Origin of the sequence: uncultured Sphingopyxis sp. (assembly GCF_900078365.1) — a bacterium.
In the GTDB taxonomy this organism is placed as follows: domain Bacteria; phylum Pseudomonadota; class Alphaproteobacteria; order Sphingomonadales; family Sphingomonadaceae; genus Sphingopyxis.
In genome coordinates, this window is the sequence record NZ_LT598653.1 from 3,225,993 (window position 1) to 3,246,146 (window position 20,154).

General features: G+C 65.0%; 21 protein-coding genes. 14 read left to right on the top strand and 7 right to left on the bottom strand.

The window, feature by feature from the left end; genetic code table 11:
- The first annotated feature begins 91 nt into the window (after positions 1–91).
- Together QZL87_RS14985 and QZL87_RS14990 are read left to right on the top strand one after the other, a co-directional pair.
- Complete coding sequence (locus QZL87_RS14985) at positions 92–871, top strand: SDR family oxidoreductase (RefSeq protein WP_295320875.1); 780 nt, start codon at positions 92–94, stop codon at positions 869–871.
- A 188-nt stretch (positions 872–1,059) separates the two neighbouring features.
- Positions 1,060–1,959 carry a DMT family transporter gene (locus QZL87_RS14990; protein ID WP_295320878.1) on the top strand — a complete coding sequence of 300 codons (900 nt, stop codon included), beginning with the start codon at positions 1,060–1,062 and terminating at the stop codon, positions 1,957–1,959.
- Between the two features lie 143 nt (positions 1,960–2,102).
- On the opposite strand, the gene QZL87_RS14995 is transcribed toward QZL87_RS14990, so the two are convergent.
- Positions 2,103–3,050 (bottom strand): L-threonylcarbamoyladenylate synthase, encoded by a 948-nt coding sequence (locus QZL87_RS14995; RefSeq protein WP_295320881.1) that lies wholly within the window; start codon positions 3,048–3,050, stop codon positions 2,103–2,105.
- Positions 3,051–3,101: 51 nt separating this feature from the next.
- Between QZL87_RS14995 and QZL87_RS15000 the strand changes: the two genes are divergently transcribed.
- The 7 genes from QZL87_RS15000 to QZL87_RS15030 all read left to right on the top strand — a co-directional run bounded on the left by QZL87_RS15000 (position 3,102) and on the right by QZL87_RS15030 (position 12,508).
- The gene (locus QZL87_RS15000; RefSeq protein WP_295320883.1) at positions 3,102–4,844 is read left to right on the top strand and encodes an acyl-CoA dehydrogenase; all 1,743 of its coding nucleotides are present in this window, start codon (positions 3,102–3,104) and stop codon (positions 4,842–4,844) included.
- A 114-nt stretch (positions 4,845–4,958) separates the two neighbouring features.
- Entirely contained in the window at positions 4,959–7,247 is a 2,289-nt protein-coding gene (locus QZL87_RS15005; protein ID WP_295320885.1) for an EAL domain-containing protein, read from the top strand.
- Between the two features lie 736 nt (positions 7,248–7,983).
- On the top strand, positions 7,984–9,942 hold the full coding sequence (locus QZL87_RS15010) for a ribonucleoside-diphosphate reductase subunit alpha (protein WP_295320887.1): 1,959 nt from the start codon (positions 7,984–7,986) through the stop codon (positions 9,940–9,942).
- A 121-nt stretch (positions 9,943–10,063) separates the two neighbouring features.
- Positions 10,064–11,128 carry a ribonucleotide-diphosphate reductase subunit beta gene (locus QZL87_RS15015; RefSeq protein ID WP_295320889.1) on the top strand — a complete coding sequence of 355 codons (1,065 nt, stop codon included), beginning with the start codon at positions 10,064–10,066 and terminating at the stop codon, positions 11,126–11,128.
- A gap of 128 nt (positions 11,129–11,256) precedes the next feature.
- Positions 11,257–11,487, top strand: a complete 231-nt coding sequence (locus QZL87_RS15020; protein WP_037554869.1) for a hypothetical protein — start codon at positions 11,257–11,259, stop codon at positions 11,485–11,487.
- A 91-nt stretch (positions 11,488–11,578) separates the two neighbouring features.
- Positions 11,579–11,875: a hypothetical protein gene (locus tag QZL87_RS15025; RefSeq protein WP_295320890.1), complete on the top strand. Its 297-nt coding sequence runs from the start codon at positions 11,579–11,581 to the stop codon at positions 11,873–11,875.
- Between the two features lie 12 nt (positions 11,876–11,887).
- Positions 11,888–12,508 carry a helix-turn-helix transcriptional regulator gene (locus tag QZL87_RS15030; protein ID WP_295320892.1) on the top strand — a complete coding sequence of 207 codons (621 nt, stop codon included), beginning with the start codon at positions 11,888–11,890 and terminating at the stop codon, positions 12,506–12,508.
- 517 nt (positions 12,509–13,025) lie between these two features.
- On the opposite strand, the gene QZL87_RS15035 is transcribed toward QZL87_RS15030, so the two are convergent.
- Positions 13,026–13,541: a hypothetical protein gene (locus tag QZL87_RS15035; protein WP_295320895.1), complete on the bottom strand. Its 516-nt coding sequence runs from the start codon at positions 13,539–13,541 to the stop codon at positions 13,026–13,028.
- A 100-nt stretch (positions 13,542–13,641) separates the two neighbouring features.
- Here QZL87_RS15035 and QZL87_RS15040 point away from each other — a divergent pair, with 100 nt between their 5' ends.
- The 3 genes from QZL87_RS15040 (at position 13,642) to QZL87_RS15050 (ending at position 15,358) form a co-directional block, all read left to right on the top strand.
- Complete coding sequence (locus tag QZL87_RS15040) at positions 13,642–14,199, top strand: DUF4440 domain-containing protein (protein WP_295320897.1); 558 nt, start codon at positions 13,642–13,644, stop codon at positions 14,197–14,199.
- 339 nt (positions 14,200–14,538) lie between these two features.
- Positions 14,539–14,694, top strand: coding sequence for a hypothetical protein (locus QZL87_RS15045; protein ID WP_295320900.1), 156 nt, complete (start codon positions 14,539–14,541; stop codon positions 14,692–14,694).
- A 442-nt stretch (positions 14,695–15,136) separates the two neighbouring features.
- Positions 15,137–15,358 carry a hypothetical protein gene (locus QZL87_RS15050; RefSeq protein WP_295320902.1) on the top strand — a complete coding sequence of 74 codons (222 nt, stop codon included), beginning with the start codon at positions 15,137–15,139 and terminating at the stop codon, positions 15,356–15,358.
- A 414-nt stretch (positions 15,359–15,772) separates the two neighbouring features.
- Here QZL87_RS15050 and QZL87_RS15055 read toward each other — a convergent pair whose 3' ends face one another.
- The 5 genes from QZL87_RS15055 to mnmA form a co-directional block, all read right to left on the bottom strand.
- Entirely contained in the window at positions 15,773–16,012 is a 240-nt protein-coding gene (locus tag QZL87_RS15055) for a DUF2171 domain-containing protein (RefSeq protein ID WP_295320904.1), read from the bottom strand.
- Positions 16,013–16,163: 151 nt separating this feature from the next.
- The gene (locus QZL87_RS15060) at positions 16,164–16,475 is read right to left on the bottom strand and encodes a hypothetical protein (RefSeq protein WP_295320906.1); all 312 of its coding nucleotides are present in this window, start codon (positions 16,473–16,475) and stop codon (positions 16,164–16,166) included.
- A 54-nt stretch (positions 16,476–16,529) separates the two neighbouring features.
- On the bottom strand, positions 16,530–17,207 hold the full coding sequence (locus tag QZL87_RS15065; protein WP_295320908.1) for a DsbA family oxidoreductase: 678 nt from the start codon (positions 17,205–17,207) through the stop codon (positions 16,530–16,532).
- A gap of 459 nt (positions 17,208–17,666) precedes the next feature.
- The gene (locus QZL87_RS15070; RefSeq protein ID WP_295320910.1) at positions 17,667–18,086 is read right to left on the bottom strand and encodes a hypothetical protein; all 420 of its coding nucleotides are present in this window, start codon (positions 18,084–18,086) and stop codon (positions 17,667–17,669) included.
- 54 nt (positions 18,087–18,140) lie between these two features.
- Positions 18,141–19,301 (bottom strand): tRNA 2-thiouridine(34) synthase MnmA, encoded by a 1,161-nt coding sequence (gene mnmA / locus QZL87_RS15075; protein ID WP_295320912.1) that lies wholly within the window; start codon positions 19,299–19,301, stop codon positions 18,141–18,143.
- A 132-nt stretch (positions 19,302–19,433) separates the two neighbouring features.
- Between mnmA and QZL87_RS15080 the strand changes: the two genes are divergently transcribed.
- Both QZL87_RS15080 and QZL87_RS15085 read left to right on the top strand, forming a co-directional pair.
- A complete protein-coding gene (locus tag QZL87_RS15080; RefSeq protein ID WP_295320914.1) occupies positions 19,434–19,814 on the top strand; it encodes a hypothetical protein in 381 nt (126 codons plus the stop codon).
- A 2-nt stretch (positions 19,815–19,816) separates the two neighbouring features.
- The gene (locus QZL87_RS15085) at positions 19,817–20,116 is read left to right on the top strand and encodes a DUF1153 domain-containing protein (protein ID WP_295320916.1); all 300 of its coding nucleotides are present in this window, start codon (positions 19,817–19,819) and stop codon (positions 20,114–20,116) included.
- Positions 20,117–20,154: the final 38 nt, after the last annotated feature.

The following is a 20,154-nucleotide window of genomic DNA, read 5'->3' on the forward strand; positions in this document are numbered from 1 at the left end:
TCGCCTGCCCACCTCATTGCGGCCAGGCAGCAAGCTGCCAAGCCTCATTGCCCCTCCCTCTTGCGGTAGGGGAGAAAAGGGAGAGAGACAGATGACCGACATGAACCTCGCGGGGCGCGTCGCGCTCGTTACCGGCGCCTCGCGCGGCATCGGCCGCGGCATCGCGCTGGGGCTGGCGGAGGCGGGCGCCGACGTCGCGGTGAACTACACCCGCGGCGAGGAAGCCGCCGCCGAAACCGTCGCCGCGATTCGGGCGCTCGGCCGCAAGGCGAAGGCCTATCAGGCGTCGGTCACCGACGAGGGTGCCTGCGCCGCGATGGTCGCGGCGGTCGAGGCCGATTTCGGCCCGATGTCGATCCTGGTCAACAACGCCGGCATCGCGAGCCGCGGTCTTGCGGTGGCCGACACCGACCCCGCCGAAGTCGACAAGCTTTTCGCCGTCCACGCCGCCGGCCCGCACCGCCTCTCGCGCCTCGCGCTCCCGCAACTGCGCACCCACGCGCGCAGCGACATCATCGTCATTTCGAGCATCGCCACCTATGTAAACTCGCCGAACGGCGCGCCCTACACGATGGCGAAGGCGGCGGGCGAAGCCTTCGCCCTGACGCTTGCCAAGGAGGAACTCGCGAACGGCGTCCGCGTCAACATCGTCGCCCCCGCGCTCACCGTTAGCGACATGGGCGAGAAGCTTTCGCGCGCGATCACCGGCAACGCCGACATCCACCATCTCGACGCCAAAATGCCCTTCGGCCGCGTCGCCGTCCCCGCCGACGTCGCGGCGGCGGTGGTATGGTTCGTCTCGGATGCGAACCCCTATTGCTCGGGCCAGAAACTCAATATCGACGGCGCAGGACAGGCGACGTTTCGTTAACGTCCCTCTCCCCTTGGGGGAGAGGGATGCGAAAGCTTGGCGGCTTGCCGCCTAGCTGGAGCTGGGTGAGGGTCGGCCGGCCTCGCCGACGCAACCGGCCGCCCTCATCCAACTCCGCCTAGCCGCTCCGCGGCAAGGCTTCATATCCTTCTCCCCCAAGGGGAGAAGGAAAGCTACAGCCCCTTCCCATGCGCCCCGATTCGCCCTCGCCCGCCATCCCCTTTCTGATCGCCTGCGCGGGGATCGCGACCTATTCGGCGATGGACGTGCTGATGAAGGGGCTATCGATCGACATCGGCGCCTATAATGCCGTGCTCTGGCGCACCGGCGCCGGCACGTTCCTCGCGGGTGCGTTCTATCTTGCGAGCCGCCCCAAATGGCCCGGCCGGGCGACGTTGCGAATCCACGCCTGGCGCTCGCTCTTCGTCGCGGGCATGGCGCTATGCTTCTTCTGGGCGCTCGCGCGGCTGCCGATTGCCGAAGCGATCGCGCTCGCTTTCGTCGCGCCGCTGATGGCGCTCTATATGGCGGCGATCTTTTTGGGCGAGAAGATCGGCCCGCGCTCGATCGCGGCATCGCTGCTCGGGCTGGCCGGGGTGGTCGTCATCGTCGCGGGCAAGCTCGGCGGCGATTATGATGAGGAGGCGCTGTGGGCGGTCGGCGCGGTGTTCCTGTCCGCGACCTTCTACGCCTATAACCTCATCCTCGCGCGGCGGCAGGCGAAGATGGCCGAGCCGATGGAGATCGCCTTCTTCCAGAATTTCTTCGTCGCCGCGATCCTCGCGCTCGGCGCGCCATGGTTCCTCGCGGTGCCCGCCGCCACGCAGGCCCCGAACATCATGGGCGCCGCCCTCCTCGCGACCACCTCGCTGCTCCTTCTGAGCTGGGCCTATGCCCGCGCCGAGACGCAGATTCTCGCAACGACCGAATATACCGGCTTCCTCTGGGCAATGCTCTTCGGCTGGTATTTCTACGGCGAACCGGTGACGCTCCCGACGCTCGCCGGCGCGCTGCTGATCGTCGCCGCCTGCCTGATCGTCGCGCGCAAGGTGCCGCACGAGGACCCCATCGAACCGGCGGCGGCATGACTTGTTTATCCCCTCCCGCCTGCGGGAGGGGCAGCGAGACTTGCGAGTCCTGAGCTTGTCGAAGGGCCGCTAGTCGCAGCGGGGTGGGCATTGCGACGGCGCTGCCCACCCCCAACCCCTCCCGCAAGCGGGAGGGGAGCAGGTCACACCGCCGCGCGCGCCAGCCGGTCGTTGATCGCCGCGCCCAACCCCTCGCCCGGGATCATCGCAACCGCGATCTTCGCCTTCGCACTCGCCGCCCCCGCATGCAGCGCGTCGAACAGCCGCGCCGCCGCCTCGGTCAGATCGCCCGTCGCGCTCAGATCATAATCGCCGGCGACAGCGCCGAACCCGATGCCATATTCGTCGTCGGCAAAACCCGCCGCCCCCAGCCGCACCGGCTTGCCCGGCGCATAATGGCTCGCCAGCATCCCCGGCGCGACGACCTCCGATCCCTTCACCCCGGCGGCCGGCAGCCCGGCAGCCTCCGCCAGCATATCCGCCGTCACCGGTCCCGGCCGCAATATCTCGACCGCGCCATCGCGCACCCGCGCGATCGTCGATTCGACGCCCGCCGTCGTCGGCCCGTCGTCGATTACCAGCGCGATCCGCCCGCCCAGGCTCGCCAGCACATGCTCCGCCTTCGTCGGGCTCACCCGCCCGCTCGCATTGGCGCTCGGCGCCGCGAGCGGCGCGCCGCTCTCCGCCAGCAGCGCCTGCATCGCGCGGTGCCCCGGCACCCTCAGCGCAATCGTATCGAGCCCCGCCGTCGCGATGCTCGCGACCGGGCATCCCGGCGTGCGCGGCACGACCAGCGTCAGCGGGCCCGGCCAGAAGCGCGTCGCGAGCGCGCGCTCGGCCGCCCCGAACGCGCCCAGCGTCTCGGCGACGCCAAGCGTCGGCACATGCACGATCAGCGGGTTGAAATCGGGCCGCCCCTTCGCGGCATAGATGCGCGCCACCGCCTCGGCGTTCCGCGCATCGGCGGCAAGACCATAGACCGTCTCGGTCGGCACCGCGACCGGCTGCCCGCCCGCGATCAGCGCCGCCGCCTCGGCGATAGAAGCGCTATCGAAGGCGCGAACAAGTGTATGCTTTGAGGCATGGGCCATGCCGCGCTATAGCGCCCGCGCAACGATATTCACCAGCAAAGTGCCGAGCCCATGACCTATACGCCGCCCACCACCGAACAGCTCTTCGTTCTCAACCATATCGCGCGCATCGACGCGATGGCGCAGCATGAGCGTTTCGCCGCCGCGACCCCCGACATGGTCGAGGCGATCGTCACCGGCATCGGCGAATTCGCCGCCGACGTCTATGCGCCCTTGAACCGCGTCGGCGATACGCAAAACCCCAAGTGGGACAACGGTAAGGTCACCATGCCCCCGGGCTTCAAGGAGGCGTACAAACAGTTCGTCGAGGCGGGCTGGGGCAGCATCGACGGCCCCGGCGAATATGGCGGGCAGGACCTGCCCTTCACCCTCGCGACCGTGGTGATCGAGGCGCTCGGCAGCGCGAACATGGGCTTTTCGCTGTGCAGCATCCTCACCCCCGGCGCGATCCACGCGCTGATGGCCTATGGCACCGAGGAACAGCGGCAGACCTGGCTTCCCAAGCTGGTCACCGGCGAGTGGAACGGCACGATGAACCTGACCGAGCCCGCCGCGGGCAGCGACGTCGGCGCGCTGCGCTCGACCGCCGAAAAGATCACCGAGGGCCGGAACGCCGGCCTCTATAAAATCCGCGGCCAGAAGATCTTCATCACCTTCGGCGAGCACGACCTCACCGACAATATCGTCCACCTCGTTCTCGCACGCACCCCCGGCGCGCCCGAGGGAACGCGCGGCATCTCGCTTTTCCTCGTCCCCAAATATCGCCTCGACGACGCGGGCAATCCGACGATTTCGAACGGCGTCCATTGCGCCTCGATCGAGCACAAGCTCGGCATCCATGGCTCGCCGACCGCGGTGATGGTCTATGGCGAGGACGAGGACTGCCTCGGCGAGATCGTCGGCGACGAAATGGGCGGCATGCGCGCGATGTTCGTGATGATGAACAATGCCCGCCTGATGATCGGCTGCCAGGGCATCCAGATCGGCGAGCGCGCGACGCAGCAGGCGCAGGCCTTCGCCGCCGAACGCGTCCAGTCGGCGCTCGCGGGCTCGCCCGACCGCACTCCGGTGACAATCGACCAGCACCCCGACGTCCGCCGCATGCTATGGCGAATGCGCGCGCAGACCGAGGCCGCGCGCGCGCTCACTTACTATGCCGCGGCGCAGATCGACTTCGGCAAATTGGGCGACGAGGCGGCCGCGATGCGCGCGGACATCCTCATCCCGCTCGTCAAGGCGCACGCGACCGACATCGGCTGCGAAGTCGCCAGCCTCGGCGTGCAGGTCCATGGCGGCATGGGCTTCATCGAGGAAACCGGCGCCGCGCAGCATTATCGCGACGCGCGCATCGCCCCGATCTATGAAGGCACCAACGGCATCCAGGCGGCCGATCTGGTGGGCCGCAAGCTCGGCATGGCGGGCGGCGACCTCGTCCGCGGCCTCATCGACGATGTTGCGGCCGGCGCCGCCGATTTCCCCGAATTGCAGCAGCTCGTCGATGCGTGCCGCGCGGTCACCGACTGGATGGTCAATGCTCCGACCGCAGACCGCCTCGCGGGCAGCTACCCCTATCTCACCATGCTCGCGACCGCGACCTGCGGCTGGCTGATGGCGATCCAGCACAAGGCCGCGCGCGCCGCGCTCGACGAGGGCGAAGGCGACCGCGCCTTCCTCGAAGCCAAGATCGCCTCGACGCGTTTCTACCTTCAGCAGATCGTTCCAGTGGCAACGGGGCTGGCGGCATCGGCGCTCGCCGGCGACGCGGCGCTCGAACCGCTGCCCGCGATGGGCTGAATCATAGGAAATCCTGTGCTTTCCCTCTTCCCGGGCCGCGCAGGATTTCATTCATAATTAACGCGATGATAACCATCTGGGACTAGACGCGACCGGCAATTGCTGGAGACGTGCGTGCCCTTCCCGGTCAAAAGTCTGATCATCAGCTGGCGGACGATCGCACTGTCGCTACTGCTCAGCGTGGTCGTGGGGCTGGCTGCGGTCAGCGAGCCGATCGATCGCGTCATCGAGGCTGCGATTGGCCGCGTTGCGTGGCGACCGGTCTCGGATGACATCGTCGTGGTGGCCCTCGACGACCGGACGCTCGACGAAGTCGCCGGTCGCGATTTTTCGATGACCCGGCATGCGCAGGTGGTCGATGCGATCGACCGGGCCGGCGCCAAACGCCTGTTTATCGACTTTACTTATGACCGGCGCGAAAGGGATCCCGATTTTCGGTTGCTGACCGCGGCGGTGAGGAAAATGGGCGACCGCGCCATCCTCGCGGTCGCGGCGAAATCGGCACGCAGCGGGGATTCCGAATTGGCGCGCTTCCCCAGCCCCGCCTTCGGTACCGCCGTCCAGATCGCGTGCATCGGCTGGGAATATGAACTCTGGCAGGTCTGGCGGATACCGATCACGCTGGACGTCGACGGTCGGGCCATTCCAAGCTTCTCGTCGTTGCTCGCGAACCGGCGATCGAACGACGCCGGAGTTTATGCTCTCGATTATTCCTACAAGACGAGTTCGATCACCGAATATAGCGCAAGCGACGTCCTGTCGGGCAAGGTCGCGCGCGAACTGGCCGGCCGCGACGTAATCTTCGCACCGACTGCAGCGGAGTTTCAGGACAATCATTATCTTCCCGGGCACGACCGCGTGCCGGGCGCTTATGTGCATGTGATCGGTGCTGAAACGCTGAAACGCGGCATGCCCGTCGACATCGGCTGGTTTCCTCATCTCGCCATCACGGCGGTCTTCCTGCTTGCCGCAGCCGCCTTTCGCCGCGCACGCTGGTTCAACATCATCGCCGCGGCGCTCGCCATCGTGCTGATCGTCAGCAAAATCTATCTGATGACGATGCTGGTCAGCAGTTCGATCGGGGCCGCCCTGTTTCTTGCCGCCGTGATCGGCGCGAACGTCTCGCGTACCAGTCGCCGCCGCTTGGCACAGCGCGAAAATCCCCTATCGGGCCTCCCCAATTTCGAAGCCTTGCGCTCGCAACCCTCGTTCGGCAGCGCCACCGTCATCGCGGCCAAGGTCGTCAATTTCGAAGATCTTGCCGCCTTCATCCCGGGGGACGGCATCGGCAAGCTCGTCGAACAGGTCACCCGCCGCCTCCAGCTCGCCTCGCAGGGCACCGCGCTCCACCACGATCTCGACGGCACCTTCGCCTGGCTCGTCCCCTATTATCAGCACAGCCAGATTGAGGGGCAGCTCGCGGGCCTCGCCGCGCTGTTCAACGCGCCGCTGACGATCGGCGAGCTGCGCGTCGACGTCGCGATCGCCTTCGGGGTCAACGACGAGTTCGAAGGCTCGAACGCACAGCGCCTCGCGGCCGCGCTCGTCGCTGCCGAACGCGCGATCCGCACCCGCGCGCTGTGGACCAAATATACCTCGCGCCAGAAGGAAGACGCCGGCTGGCAACTCTCCTTCCACTCCCAACTCGAAGACGCGCTCACCGGCGGCGACATCTGGGTCGCCTTCCAGCCGCAATATGAAATCGCGACGAAGAGGCTCGTCGGGGTCGAAGCACTCGCGCGCTGGACGCACCCGACACGCGGGCCGATCCCCCCCGACGAGTTCATCGTCCAGGCCGAAAAGAGCCAGGACATCTATCGCCTCACCCTGTTCGTGATGGATCAGGCGATCCGCTCGGCGGCGCAGTTCCACGAGCGCGGCTTGCGCATCAACATGTCGGTCAACCTGTCCGCCAGCCTGCTCGACCACAGCGACCTCGTCGGCACGATCCGCGTGATGCTGACCGCGCATCATCTGCCGCCCGAGGTTTTGACGATCGAGATCACCGAAACCGCGCAGATCGAAAACAGCCGCCAGGCGCGCCAGACGCTCGCCCAGCTGCGCCGGACAGGTATTCGTCTGTCGATCGACGATTATGGCACCGGCCAGTCGAACCTCGAATATCTGACCGAGATCGAGGCCGACGAGATCAAGATCGACAAGCGATTCGTGATGACGATGCGCGATTCGCAGCGGAACCTCGAAGTGGTCAAATCGACGATCGATCTCGCACACCGCCTCGGCGCCGTCGCGGTCGCCGAAGGCATTGAGGACGCCGAAACCATGGCGCTGCTCGCGGGCCTCGGCTGCGATGTCGGTCAAGGCTATCACCTTGGAAAACCCCAATTGTTTTCCGAACTCGCCGCGACTCTCTCCGCCTCCCCGCAGAACCGCACCGCATAACTGCCAGATTGGCAGTAATGCTTATAGTTAAGACTCGATTTACCTTACTAATTAAGGTATACGCTCCGTTAACTGTTCCGCATGGGCAGTGCCAACAGGAGATCTGAAATGGGTTGGTTTTGGAAATTTCTGGGTGGCGGCGGCACCGGTAACGGTGGCGGTCAGGCCTAACTCGGAAACAAATTAAGGAGAGGGCTCCGGCATCGCCGGGGCCCTTTCTTTTTGCCCGGCGACGATCCGCGCGGAGATCCGCGCAGACGACCGGGCCGAACCGTCATTCCCCTCACCGCATCGCGCGTCGGGCCGCAACAGCACGTCGCGGCAAGCCTTTCTTCCCGGCCGAAAAAATTTCGGCCCGGCACCCATATCCGCCCCTTCGCGCGCAAAGCCGCGGAAACGCTGGCGCGACGCGTTTCGTTCGTCCATCGGCAGCGACGAGACGAATCAAATTATCGACGAGTCGAGTCTTCAACCTGTCATTTACCGTCTTGCATCGCCGCGCCGACGTGGCACTATAGGTGGTGGGTCGGCCACGGGGGCACCCCAAGAAATTGTATCAGGCTGCAAGTGGCGGATTTCCGTCGTCCATCGCATATGGACCCGGAAAAACCCTTTCTGCGCCCAAATAAAGTGCCCCGTGGAGAGGTTTAGATGCTAGGATCGGGGCTTCGCCCCGAGTCGAACAAGACAGGAACAAGGCGCACCGATGTGCGCGGTCGGAACGGGGGCGAATGCAATGGATTTTCGGGAAAGCGAACGGGTGGAGACGAGCGACGTGGCGACGATGGAACTGGCGAAGACTGACGCTCCGGCGGCACCCGAATCGACGGGCGAATCGCCTGCAGATGCGAAGCCCGCGGCGAAGCTCAACGACGGCAGCGAGCCCAAGGTGCATGCGCGCCGCTTCGCCATCGTGACCGACGCGAGCCGCGACGCGCTGCTCACCGATTTCGGCAAGGAAACACTGCAGGACCGCTATCTCCTGCCCGGCGAATCCTATCAGGACCTCTTCGCGCGCGTCGCCGACGCCTATGCCGACGATCAGGATCACGCGCAGCGCCTCTACGACTATATCTCGAAGCTCTGGTTCATGCCCGCGACCCCCGTTCTCTCGAACGGCGGCACCGGCCGCGGCCTGCCGATCAGCTGCTATCTGAACTCGGTCGATGACAGCCTCGAAGGCATCGTCGGCACGTGGAACGAGAATGTCTGGCTCGCCAGCCGCGGCGGCGGCATCGGCACCTATTGGGGCGCGGTGCGCGGCATCGGCGAACCCGTCGGCCTCAACGGCAAGACCAGCGGCATCATTCCCTTCGTCCGCGTGATGGACAGCCTAACCCTCGCGATCAGCCAGGGCTCGCTCCGCCGCGGCTCGGCCGCCTGCTATCTCGACATCTCGCACCCCGAGATCGAGGAGTTTCTCGAGGTCCGCAAGCCCTCGGGCGACTTCAACCGCAAGGCATTGAACCTCCACCACGGCGTGCTGATCACCGACGAGTTCATGGAGGCCGTCCGCGACGGCGCCGAATTCAACCTGCGCAGCCCCAAGGACCAGAGCGTCCGCGGCACCGTCGACGCACGCGGCCTGTTCCAGAAGCTCGTCGAAACGCGCCTCGCGACCGGCGAGCCCTATATCATCTTCATCGATCAGGTGAACCGCATGATGCCCAAGCATCATCGCGACCTCGGGCTCAAGGTTTCGACCTCGAACCTCTGCTCCGAAATCACGCTGCCGACGGGCCGCGACCATCTCGGCAACGATCGCACCGCGGTCTGCTGCCTCTCGTCCTTGAACCTCGAAACCTGGGACGAGTGGAACGGCGACAAGCGTTTCATCGAAGACGTCATGCGCATGCTCGACAATGTGCTGCAGGACTATATCGACCGCGCCCCGCCCGAAATGGCGCGCGCCAAATATAGCGCGAGCCGCGAACGCTCGGTCGGCCTCGGCGTCATGGGCTTCCACAGCTTCCTCCAGGCGCGCGGCCTGCCCTTCGAGGGCGCGATGGCGAAATCGTCGAACCTGCGCGTCTTCAAGCATATCCGCGCGCAGGTCGATCAGGCGTCGATGCTGCTCGCCAACGAGCGCGGCCCCTGCCCCGACGCCGCCGATCAGGGCGTGATGGAACGCTTTTCGTGCAAGATGGCGATCGCGCCGACCGCGTCGATCAGCATCATCTGCGGCGGCACCAGCGCGTGCATCGAGCCGATCCCCGCGAACATCTACACCCACAAGACGCTCTCGGGCAGTTTCTCGATCCGCAACCCGCATTTGGAAGCCCTGCTCGTCGACAAGGCGAAGAACAGCGACGCGGTGTGGAACTCGATCCTCGAACGCGGCGGCAGCGTCCAGCACCTCGACTTCCTGACGCAGGACGAAAAGGACGTGTTCAAGACCAGCTTCGAGATCGACCAGCGCTGGCTGCTCGAACTCGCCGCCGACCGCACCCCCTATATCGACCAGGCGGCGAGCCTGAACCTCTTCATCCCCGCCGACGTCGAGAAGTGGGACCTGCTCATGCTCCACTATCGCGCGTGGGAGCTCGGGATCAAATCGCTCTATTATCTCCGCTCGAAATCGGTCCAGCGCGCCGGCTTCGCGGGCGGGGTCGAGGCCGACAACACGCCCGAGGCCGCGAAGTTCGAACTGAGCGCCGAGAGCACCGATTACGACGAGTGTCTGGCCTGCCAGTGAGGCCCGACGCTCCGCGTGTCCCCGCGAAGGCGGGGACCCAGAGCGGCATTACGCCAAGCCAGACTGGATCCCCGCCTTCGCGGGGACACTGAAACAAGAGATCAAGATCGAGGATAAGAACATGTCCCTTCTCGAAGCCCGCAAAACCTACAAGCCCTTCGAATATCCGTGGGCGTTCGATTTCTGGAAGCGCCAGCAGCAGATCCACTGGGTGCCCGAGGAGGTGCCGCTGGGCGAGGATTGCCGCGACTGGGCGCAGAAGATCAGCGACCACGAACGCAATTTGCTCACCCAGATCTTCCGCTTCTTCACCCAGGCCGACATCGAGGTGCAGGATTGCTACCACGAAAAATACGGCCGCGTGTTCAAGCCGACCGAGATCAAGATGATGCTGACCGCGTTCAGCAACATGGAGACGGTGCATATCGCGGCGTACAGCCATCTGCTCGACACGATCGGCATGCCCGAGAGCGAATATGGCATGTTCCTCGAATATGACGAGATGCGCGCCAAGCACGACTATATGGGCACCTTCGGGGTCGAGAGCGACGAGGATATCGCGCGCACGCTCGCGATGTTCGGCGGCTTTACCGAGGGGCTGCAGCTCTTCGCCAGCTTCGCGATGCTGATGAACTTCCCGCGCTTCAACAAGATGAAGGGCATGGGCCAGATCGTGAGCTGGTCGATCCGCGACGAAAGCCTCCACTGCGAAGGCATCATCAAGCTGTTCCACACCTTCGTGAAGGAACGCGGCTGCCTGACCAAGGCGGTGAAGGAAGACATCATCGACACGTGCCAGAAGACGGTACGGCTCGAGGATGCGTTCATCGACCTCGCGTTCGAACAGGGCCCCGTCCCCGGCATGACGCCGAAGGAGATCAAGCGCTACATCCGCTACATCGCCGACTGGCGCCTCGGACAGCTCGGCTTCCAGCCGATCTACATGATCGACGAACACCCCCTCCCCTGGCTCGCCCCGCTCCTCAACGGCGTCGAGCACGCCAACTTCTTCGAAACCCGCGCGACCGAGTACAGCAAGGGCGCGACGCGCGGCGACTGGAACACCGTCTGGACCAGCTTCGACAACCGCAAGAAGGCGAAAGCCAACGACGACGACGCGACGGCCGGCGAAGCGGGCGACGACGGCGAAGACATGTTTGCGAAAGCCGGCATCGCCGCCGAGTAAACCAAACCCCCTCCCCTTCAGGGGAGGGGCAGCGAAACTTGCCAGCTTGCTGGCTTAGTGAAGCGGGGTGGGGGCTCACGAAACAGAGCCACGCTCCCGACCGAACAACAAGAAGTCAGAGGCCAAAAATGACCGAAAAGAAAAAAGAAAAGCTCCTGATCCTCAGCCAGCCCCAGCGCGCGACCCTCGAAGGCCTCTCGAACCGCCGCCCCCAGCTCCCCACCGACCCCGTCCGCGACGAACTCGTCACGCTGGGCCTCGTCGTCAAGCAGGGCGCCAAATGGGCACTGACCCCGACGGGCAAGAAGGTGCTCGCGGCCAGCTCGAACCGGCGGAACTCGGGCGGGTTTTCGGTTTGAGGCATTTAGTGGAAGATTTTGAAGCAGCGCATGCTTTGTTGACCTGAGGTCAATTTTTTGGCAAAAGGCGATAGCTTGCTTAGGAGACGTTATGGCGAAGCTCAACAATGCGCTCGTCGCGGGATATGTCCAAGCTTGGTTGGAGCAACTCTCTGATCAAATCACGCTTTCGGCTGAGACCCAAGCCGATATGAAGGCGCAAACGATCCCGCTGACCGATCTGATTGACGTTCTCGAAGCAAGCGACGACGCTAGCTCAACCAAGGAGAACCCGCATGACGCTTTCTTTTCCATCACCGGAACGACTGTCGATGGCGAGCGCTTGCGCGTGACGCTCTCGATTGATCCCCTCGTTGGGATCTGTGTTCACGGCGTACAGCGCCTCTAAGGATAAATCGCTATGAAGAACCAGCAAGACAACTGGGTTGTCTTGCCAGAGTTTGTGGCGGATAACCTTGGCGCTCCGTTCAAGGTTATCCTAAAGGACTCTGTCAAGCAACAGATCGACAAGAGCACTGGAAAGGTATTAAATACCACTATTCCCAATCCGCGAGACCTTCTTAGAAAGGTTGCTCTCCATCGCTTAGCTCACCCGAGAAAGTTGAATGGAGAGGAGATTAAATTTGTCCGCAAAGCCCTAAAAATAAAGGCGAAGGACTTGGCGGAAATGATAGACATCTCAGTAGAACATATGTCCCGATGCGAATCTGGAGAGAGAATACTATCTCCCGGAATAGAAAAATGCCTTAGGCTCGCAATAATCCTCCACGTCTTTGACATAGAGGATGAAATCGGAAACAATGAAGATGAACCATCTCTAAAAAAAGAGCTTGAGGCTTATAGAGACGCCGTAAATAAGCTAAAAAATGTTTTTAGAGACATTGATATATCCTGCGTTCACTCTGCAGATAAGCCGCTATCTATGACTTTTTCTGTTCGCAAAAGTGATGAGACGCGTGATTCGCAAGAGCAAACGGAAGAACAATGGGATGAGGCACCTCGGGAATCGATGGCGGCCTAAAAATATGGAGGGTTTGGGTCATAGGCCCAAACCCTTTTTCTTGATCAGTGATCAACTTTTTGCTAACCCCGAAATTGCAAATGGCTAGGCCAGAATAGGCCTCGCCCCTGAGTGGGGAATGGCGCGCCAACGCCATTCCCCGGTCGGGATGAGGAGTGACCTCACTCCAACGACACCAGTGTCGTTACTCCTCGGTTTGCACTTTGGCAAACACTGTGGAGCAACAATAATGCCTTTCTACATCGTAAACCGCAATGAGCAGTCCAATGGAGACCATGAGGTCCACGAACGGAACAACTGCACATATCTCCCAGCCACTCACAACCAGGTTGATCTCGGCTGGCATGCCGACTGCCGCGGGGCCGTCGCGGAAGCGAAAAAGTACTATCGGCAGTCAAATGGCTGCTTTTGGTGCTGCAACGCTTGCCACACCAGCTAAGCACCAACACACCAAGCAACTGTAGCGATCCGCTATTTCGGGCGGATCGCTACCCTTTATGTCGTACCACCTTCACCCTCAATGCACCGTAACCGCTTCCATCCGTCCGCCCACCCGCGCCACCGCGAACATCACCCCGTCGCGCACCACCTCGGGCGGGCCTTCGAGCATATAGAGCTTCACCAGCTCGCGCGTGACCTCACTGTCGTCATCGACGACCAGCCGTAGCGCGTCGAGCCCCAGATTGCCGCGCGCCACCACGACATCGCGCACCAGCGCGAGCGGCCACCGCGCGCTCGTGCCGCGATAGAGCGTCACCCCGTCATGGCGCAGATAATCGCCGCGCCGCCGCCACATACCAAGGATATACGCCCACACGCCCAGCACCGCGGCGATGCCAAGCAGCAGCAAAGGCTGCCCGAAGATTATCCCTCGCAGCGTATCGGCGGGATACGCCTCCCAATTCAGCCGCGCCGCGAGCACGCCGAGCAGCACCGCGCAGGCGAATTGCCACCCCACCAGCGGCGCCGCGCGCAGCCGGGCCACCACCACCATCTTCCGATCCCCGTTCGTCATCGCCGTCCAGATAGGCATCGCGGCGCGCCCGCGCCAGCTTTCGCCGCCACGCGGCGGACATTTGCTTTCTTTCTGGCTTACTGTATTATATCACCGATACAGTAAGGATGAGCGACTCATGGCCTTTTCACTCCTCTTCGCCGCCGCGCTTTCGGCCGCGGCGCCCGCAACGCCGCCCGCCGCCCCCGCGCCGATGCCCACCGGCGACGCGCTGACCGCCGCGATCGCCGAAAACGATGCGCGCCTTTTCTGGGCGGCGTTCGAGGGCTGCACGCCGCCGGCGCTGACCGGTCTGCTCACCCCCGATTATCGCATGATCCACGATCGCGGCGGCCTGTCGGCGAAGGACCGCGCCGACATGATCGCGGGGTTCGAACGCCAATGCGCGCGGCGCCGGCCCGGCGGCGAGGACGAAGGCTATAAGAACCGCCGCCAGTTCGTCCCCGGATCGCGCATCGTCCGGCCGATGGGCGACTGGGGCGCGCTCGAAGAAGGCGCGCATCTCTTCTTCGAATGGACACCGCGCGCGCCGCGCTGGACGCTCGTCGGCGGCGCCAGATATATGAATGTCTGGCAATGGATGCCCGCCGAGGGGCGCTTTCGCCTGTCCGAAAGCCTGAGCTACGACCACGCTCCCGCCGCGCCCTATCCGCCGCCGGACGCGGCCACGCCCTGACGCCCGCGACGCCCGCCGGTGCAAAATAGGACCGGCGCCCCCTTTCCTACATTGCCGCCGCGTGCCAGCCTCGCGCGCTGGCTCTTTGACATGCTGAACTCCCTGCCCTCGACCGGATGAAATATCGTGCTGCGCGCGATGTTTGCGACCTTTGCCGCATGCGCCGCATGGGTCATCTTTGCGATCTTCGGCCCGCACGCCCCGCGCCCTTCGGCAACGCAGCCTTGCCCGTCCCGCCGCGCGCCGCGCCTCCGCCGGGGTCAACCGCCCCGGCCGCGCGGCGAACGCTCCCCGCCGCCGCGCCGTCATGCTATGCTGCGACTCGAAAGGAGAAAGCCCATGCAGGCCGTAACCGAAGGCGACCGCCGCAAGGAGGTCCGCATCCTCCTCGAGCAGATTCAGGCGCATCCCGAACGCGACTGGACCGCGGCGCGCCGCCGCCTCGCGACGCTCAACAAGCTGATCGCGGGGGCGCCGCGCTCGCGCACGCACTAGCCCCCATCGCATCCTTCGCCACTCGTCGCCCGGATGCGACCGTCCGTCGCATTCGCGCCCCGCGCGATGCAACGCGCGGACTTCGCGCCGGTTTCTCCGGCGAAGGCATCGGCGCCGTCCCTTACCCCCCCCCCGAGGGCGACGCCGATGCCGACCCGATGATGGAGAGAGAGATGCGCACGCCCCCGTTCCCGGCGCGCTGACCCTTCTGGCCGCCGCCTCCGCCCTTCTCGCCGCCACGCCCGCGCTGGCCCAAAGCGATCCCGCCAGCCTCGGCAGCGACGGCGTCGCCAACGTCAACCTTGTCGGAAAGGTCGGCCTCAGCGGCAACGCCGCCGTTCAGGACGCGACCGACCCCGTCGGCGATACCGTCGATCAGCTCGACGGCGCGGTCCAGAAAAGCGTCGACACCGCGAACCTCACCCTCGCAACGCGCGAGCAGGTGCGCGCCGGCGCCGAGCTCTACGGCACCGACGGCACCAGCGTCGGCACGGTGCAGAGCGTCGAAGGCGACACCGCGGTCATCGTCCGCGGCGGCAAGCTCTACAATGTGCCGCTCGCCGAAATCTATCATGGCGCGGTGGGCGCGACCCACGGCCTCGTCACCAAGCTGTCGCGCGCCGAAATCCAGGCGCGCACGACCGCCGAGGTCGAATCGCGCTGAGCCCGGACAAGCCGCGGCGACCTCCCGCACGGCGAGATGTTGCCGCGCGCCGGGGGAGCCGGGTGCATCTGGCTCCCCGCCGAACCGGGTTGGAGAGACCCATCGCGTCCGCGATCGGGGAGGCAGCCGGAATGCCGGCTCGCTTTCGCCGCGCTAAAGTCTGTCCTATTTAGATTGAACCGATTGAGCCCCTCCCCTTCAGGGGAGGGGTAGGGTTTGATTCCGCTAAATCAGGACGGACTAGCCGCCCAGCGCAGGAACGGGATCGCTCGCCAGTTCCATCGCCCGGCGCCCTAAAGCCCGGCCCCCTGAGAATTGCCCTATGAAAATGGCCCGCCCCAGGGGAGGGAGCGGGCCAGTTCGGTGCCGGCGCGCCCGATTGCGCGCCCGGCCCTCTGTTGTCCGCAGATTGGGCTATTCGGCCTCTTCGAACAGGTCGACCGCGTTGGCGGCATTCGCCGACAGGCGCACCGTGTCGCCTTCGACCGCGGCGACAAGGCCCGCGGGCAGATAATGATGCTTGCCGTCGCCGCTGTCGGCCTTGGTCAGCTTGATGCGTTCGCCCTCGAGATGGTCGACGGTGCCGATGTGGACGCCGTCGGCGCCCACGACATTCATGTCTTCCTTGATCGCGCTATGGTCATGCTCTGCCATGGTCATTCTCCTTGCCGCTCCGGGGGGAGGGAGCCTGACGATCATACGCATGGAAAGCGAGTCGGCTCCATAGGCCGGGACAAGCCGCCCGAAAGCCGCGCCGGCTTCCCAAACCGGTGCCCGATCGCGCCGGGCACCGCGTGCGCGACCGTTAGGGCGCGCCGCGCGGCTCGTCGTCCTCGACGCCGCCGGGGCCCAACTCATCATCCTCGTCGTCGTCGCTGCGCTCGCCGCGATAGGCGTCCATGTCGATCCGGCCCGACCGCTCCATCTGGCGCATATGGTCGACCAGATCCTGCACATCGTCGCTCGCGCCGCCGCCCGGCTTCTTGTCGCTGTCCTCCAGCCGCGCCTCGCGCCGCGCCGCCGCGGCGACGCTCTGCGCCTGCGCGGTCTCGTCGTCCTGCTCGCGGTTGCGGGCTTCGGGGGCCTCTGCTTCGGGTTTGCGGGGATCGTCGATCATGGCGGGCTCCTTTCGGGAATAGCTCGAAAACGCGCGGGCCCCGACCGCCGTTCCTCAGGCTGTCGCCGCGAGCACCTTATTCTCGATCACGCGGATGAACATCTCGGGATCCTGCGCGCCCGGAACCAGCATCCGGCTGCCGAGGATGAAGGCGGGCACGCCGGTGATATTCCGGTCGGCCCAATAGGCTTCCTCGGTGCGCACCATGTCGCCGAACTCGCCCGAAGCGAGAATCGCGGCCGCCCGGTCGCGGTCGAGCCCGACCGACGCCGCGACATCGGCGAGCACCTGCGTGTCGCCGACATCGCGATTGTCGGTGAAATGCGCCTTGAACAACGCCAGCTTCAGCTCGGTCTGCACGCCCGTCGGCCCATCCTGTTCGGGTTCCTCGATCGCGCCCGCCCAGGTCAGCAGCCGATGCGCGTCGAAACTGTTGCGCATCCGGAACGCCGGGCCACGGTTGAAGGTGAAACCCAGCTCGCCCGCGATACCCGCGAGCCGCCCGCTATTGGCGCGGCTCTGCTCGGCGCTGATGCCATATTTGCGCATCACATGCGCGGCGGCATCCTCGCCTTCGGGCGGCATATCGGGATTGAGCTCGAACGGATGCCACTGGACGCGGAAGTCCAGCCGGCCCGCGAAATGATCGATGACCTTGCGGAATTTCAGCCAGCCGATGATGCACCAGGGGCACATCACATCGGACACGATGTCGACGCTCAGACGCGGCACGCGCGGTTCGGTCAAAACTCTTCTCCCGCCGGCGTGCCGCGCTTGGGGTCAGGCCCCTAGTCGGCCGGCCGCCGATCCTTGCCTGTCCGCCGGTCGCCCTTGCGACGATCCGGCCCGTTATAATTCGGGTCGTCGCCCGCACGACGGTCGCCCGACCGCCGCTCCGAACGCGCCCTTTTTTCCTCATCGCTCGCCATATGCTTCCTCCCCACCCAAAGGAAAACGGAAAAGCGACCCGGCGCGCAGTAACTCACAAAATGGTTAAAAAGACAAGCAACGCCGGAAATCTGCCATTTTCAGTAGGTCAGCTTTGGGGTGGGAGCGGACGTTGCCTATAACCGTCGCCCCCGCGAAGGCGGGGGCCGCCAGCGGCCTTAATCAGCAGTGCCCGCGTAAACCGACAGCGGCCCCCGCCTTCGCGGGGGCGACGGCTAGTTCCAGCCGAAACCCGCCATTCCCTCAATGCACCCTGTCGGCCGCCCCATCCACCGCCGCCGCCGGCCGCGACAGCACCCACCAGCTTCCGGCCATCAGCAGCACGGTCAGCGCCTCGATGATCATCGCCTGCACGATCCCCGCATTGACCGGATCGCCGCTCGCCGCGCCGAACAGCCGGCCCGCGAGCGCGGTGCCGTAGAGCGCGGCGGGGACCAGCAAGGCGCGCACCCAGCCCGGCACCAGCGCGCCGATCGCGGCGCTACCCGCGGCGACAAGGAAAAAGGCCGACAGGTCGGCGCGGATCGTATTGGTGGCCGGCCCCTCGACCAATATGCCGAAGGTCTCGGTATAGCTCGCGGGATCGAACAGCCCGCGCACCCCGACGATGACGAAGAGCAGCGCCCACAGCAGAACGGCGCCGCGCAAGACCCAATTGACCATCACTCTTCTCCCTGTTTTGCCGGCAGGCTGCGGCATCGGAGCAAGAAGTGCAATCTATTCCGGCCTGACGTCCGCCGCGAACGTCTCTTCGATCCAGCCGCCGCCGAGCACGCGCGAAGGATCGGCGGCGTCGTACAGCACCGCCGCCTGCCCCGGCGCGACGCCATATTCGGCCTCGGCAAAGACCAGCCGGTCGCCCGCGATCTTCGCCGGCACCGGCTTCGCCATGCTGCGCACTTTCGCGAGCACGTCGCGCCCCTCGACATCGGCAAGCCAGTTCGCCTCACCCAGCCGCGCGCCCGAAACGCCGAGCGCGCGCCGCGGCCCAACGACGACCTCTTTCCTGTCCGCGTCGAGACGCACGACATAGAGCGGCTCGGCCTGTCCGCCGATCTCGATCCCGCGCCGCTGGCCGACGGTATAATGGATCAGCCCCTTGTGCGCGCCGAGCACGCGGCCGTCGACATGGACGATCGCGCCCTGATCGTCGGCCTCTGGGCGCAGCTTCCGGACCAGCGTCGCATAGTCGCCGTCGGGGACGAAGCAGATGTCCTGGCTGTCGGGCTTGCCCGCCACCCCGAGCCCCAGCTCGCGCGCGATCTCGCGCACCACGCTCTTTTCAAGCCCACCCAAGGGGAAGCGCAGGAAATCGAGCTGCTCCCGCGTCGTCGCGAAAAGGAAATAGCTCTGGTCGCGCGCCGGATCGACCGCGCGGTGCAGCTCGGCGCCCGCGGGCCCCATCACGCGCCGGACATAATGGCCGGTCGCCAGGCAGTCGGCGCCCAGATCCTTCGCGAGCGCGAACAGGTCGGTGAACTTCACCCCCATGTTGCAGCGCACGCAAGGGATCGGCGTCCTTCCGCTAAGATATTCGTCGGCGAACTGGTCGATCACCGTGTCGCGGAAACGGCTTTCATGGTCATGGACATGATGCACGAACCCCAGCCGGTCGGCGACGGCGCGCGCGTCGCGAATATCCTGCCCGGCGCAGCAGGCGCCGACGCGCTTCGCCTTGGTGCCATGATCGTAGAGCTGCAACGTCACGCCAATCACCTCGGCGCCCGAGCGCGCGGCGAGCGCGGCGACGACGCTCGAATCGACTCCGCCCGACATGGCGACGACGATTCGCCTGTCTTTCAGCGGCATGGGCAGCTGAAAATCGGCCTGGGCAAGCCCGGCGGGGGAAGAAATCGCCTCGATCATCGTCGGCGCCATCTAGGGATGCCGGTCCCGAAATACCAGCTTTTCCGCCGCGCCTGTCAAGATATTGACGGGGGTTAAGCTTCGCTAACAGGTGCTGAAACAGGCATTTACGGGACCTTAGGCCCTATGGGCTAGACGAGTCGCATGAACCTCGACCCGTCCGATCTTCCGCGCATCGCCGGTGCGGCCCGATTGTCGAAGCCCGGCTTCGACATCATATTGGCCGTCTCCAGCGCGCGCCAGGCGATGCTGCCGACGGTGCGCCGGTTGCGGGCGCGGGCCGAGCGCGATCGCCATGCGGCAAAGCTTAACGCGCTCCGGCAAATCCTGTGCGGCGCGCGCGGCTCGACGGAACAAAAGGCTCCGTCCGTCGTTCGCTTCTTCGATCTGTCCGACGATGTGCACGCCCTGCCCGAAACTATGAACAGCCTGTTTACCAGAGGATTTCAGCCGATGTTGAATCCCTCCGATTTAGAGCATGAAGCGTCGGACACACCCCCTTCCGACGTTGCAAATATGGAATGAGCATGATCGAGAATCAGAAAATCCGTCCCGCACAGGTCATCGGCCCCTTGGGCGAACCGCTGACGCTGGACTCGCTGCCCCCGTCGACGACGACCCGCTGGGTCGTTCGCCGCAAGGCAGAGGTCGTCGCGGCCGTCAACGGCGGGCTCCTGTCCGTCGATGAAGCGTGCGAACGCTATGGGTTGAGCCTCGAGGAATTTGCCAGCTGGCAACGGTCGATCGACCGCAGCGGCATGCCCGGACTGCGCGTCACGCGCATCCAGCACTATCGCGACCTCTACGAGCGCCAACAGCGCTTCTGAAGGGCCGCGGGACCGGACCAGGCATGAAGAGGGCGCTT

Excerpts from the sequence above, each read along its gene's own strand:
- QZL87_RS14995 (WP_295320881.1), bottom strand. The coding sequence starts at position 3,050 with ATGGCCCATGCCTCAAAGCATACACTTGTTCGCGCCTTCGATAGCGCT.
- QZL87_RS14985 (WP_295320875.1), top strand. The coding sequence starts at position 92 with ATGACCGACATGAACCTCGCGGGGCGCGTCGCGCTCGTTACCGGCGCC.
- QZL87_RS15025 (WP_295320890.1), top strand. The coding sequence starts at position 11,579 with ATGGCGAAGCTCAACAATGCGCTCGTCGCGGGATATGTCCAAGCTTGG.
- QZL87_RS15015 (WP_295320889.1), top strand. The coding sequence starts at position 10,064 with ATGTCCCTTCTCGAAGCCCGCAAAACCTACAAGCCCTTCGAATATCCG.
- QZL87_RS15010 (WP_295320887.1), top strand. The coding sequence starts at position 7,984 with ATGGATTTTCGGGAAAGCGAACGGGTGGAGACGAGCGACGTGGCGACG.
- mnmA (WP_295320912.1), bottom strand. The coding sequence starts at position 19,301 with ATGGCGCCGACGATGATCGAGGCGATTTCTTCCCCCGCCGGGCTTGCC.
- QZL87_RS14990 (WP_295320878.1), top strand. The coding sequence starts at position 1,060 with ATGCGCCCCGATTCGCCCTCGCCCGCCATCCCCTTTCTGATCGCCTGC.
- QZL87_RS15055 (WP_295320904.1), bottom strand. The coding sequence starts at position 16,012 with ATGGCAGAGCATGACCATAGCGCGATCAAGGAAGACATGAATGTCGTG.
- QZL87_RS15080 (WP_295320914.1), top strand. The coding sequence starts at position 19,434 with ATGAACCTCGACCCGTCCGATCTTCCGCGCATCGCCGGTGCGGCCCGA.
- QZL87_RS15040 (WP_295320897.1), top strand. The coding sequence starts at position 13,642 with ATGGCCTTTTCACTCCTCTTCGCCGCCGCGCTTTCGGCCGCGGCGCCC.
- QZL87_RS15030 (WP_295320892.1), top strand. The coding sequence starts at position 11,888 with ATGAAGAACCAGCAAGACAACTGGGTTGTCTTGCCAGAGTTTGTGGCG.
- QZL87_RS15045 (WP_295320900.1), top strand. The coding sequence starts at position 14,539 with ATGCAGGCCGTAACCGAAGGCGACCGCCGCAAGGAGGTCCGCATCCTC.
- QZL87_RS15060 (WP_295320906.1), bottom strand. The coding sequence starts at position 16,475 with ATGATCGACGATCCCCGCAAACCCGAAGCAGAGGCCCCCGAAGCCCGC.
- QZL87_RS15085 (WP_295320916.1), top strand. The coding sequence starts at position 19,817 with ATGATCGAGAATCAGAAAATCCGTCCCGCACAGGTCATCGGCCCCTTG.
- QZL87_RS15035 (WP_295320895.1), bottom strand. The coding sequence starts at position 13,541 with ATGCCTATCTGGACGGCGATGACGAACGGGGATCGGAAGATGGTGGTG.
- QZL87_RS15000 (WP_295320883.1), top strand. The coding sequence starts at position 3,102 with ATGACCTATACGCCGCCCACCACCGAACAGCTCTTCGTTCTCAACCAT.
- QZL87_RS15020 (WP_037554869.1), top strand. The coding sequence starts at position 11,257 with ATGACCGAAAAGAAAAAAGAAAAGCTCCTGATCCTCAGCCAGCCCCAG.
- QZL87_RS15070 (WP_295320910.1), bottom strand. The coding sequence starts at position 18,086 with ATGGTCAATTGGGTCTTGCGCGGCGCCGTTCTGCTGTGGGCGCTGCTC.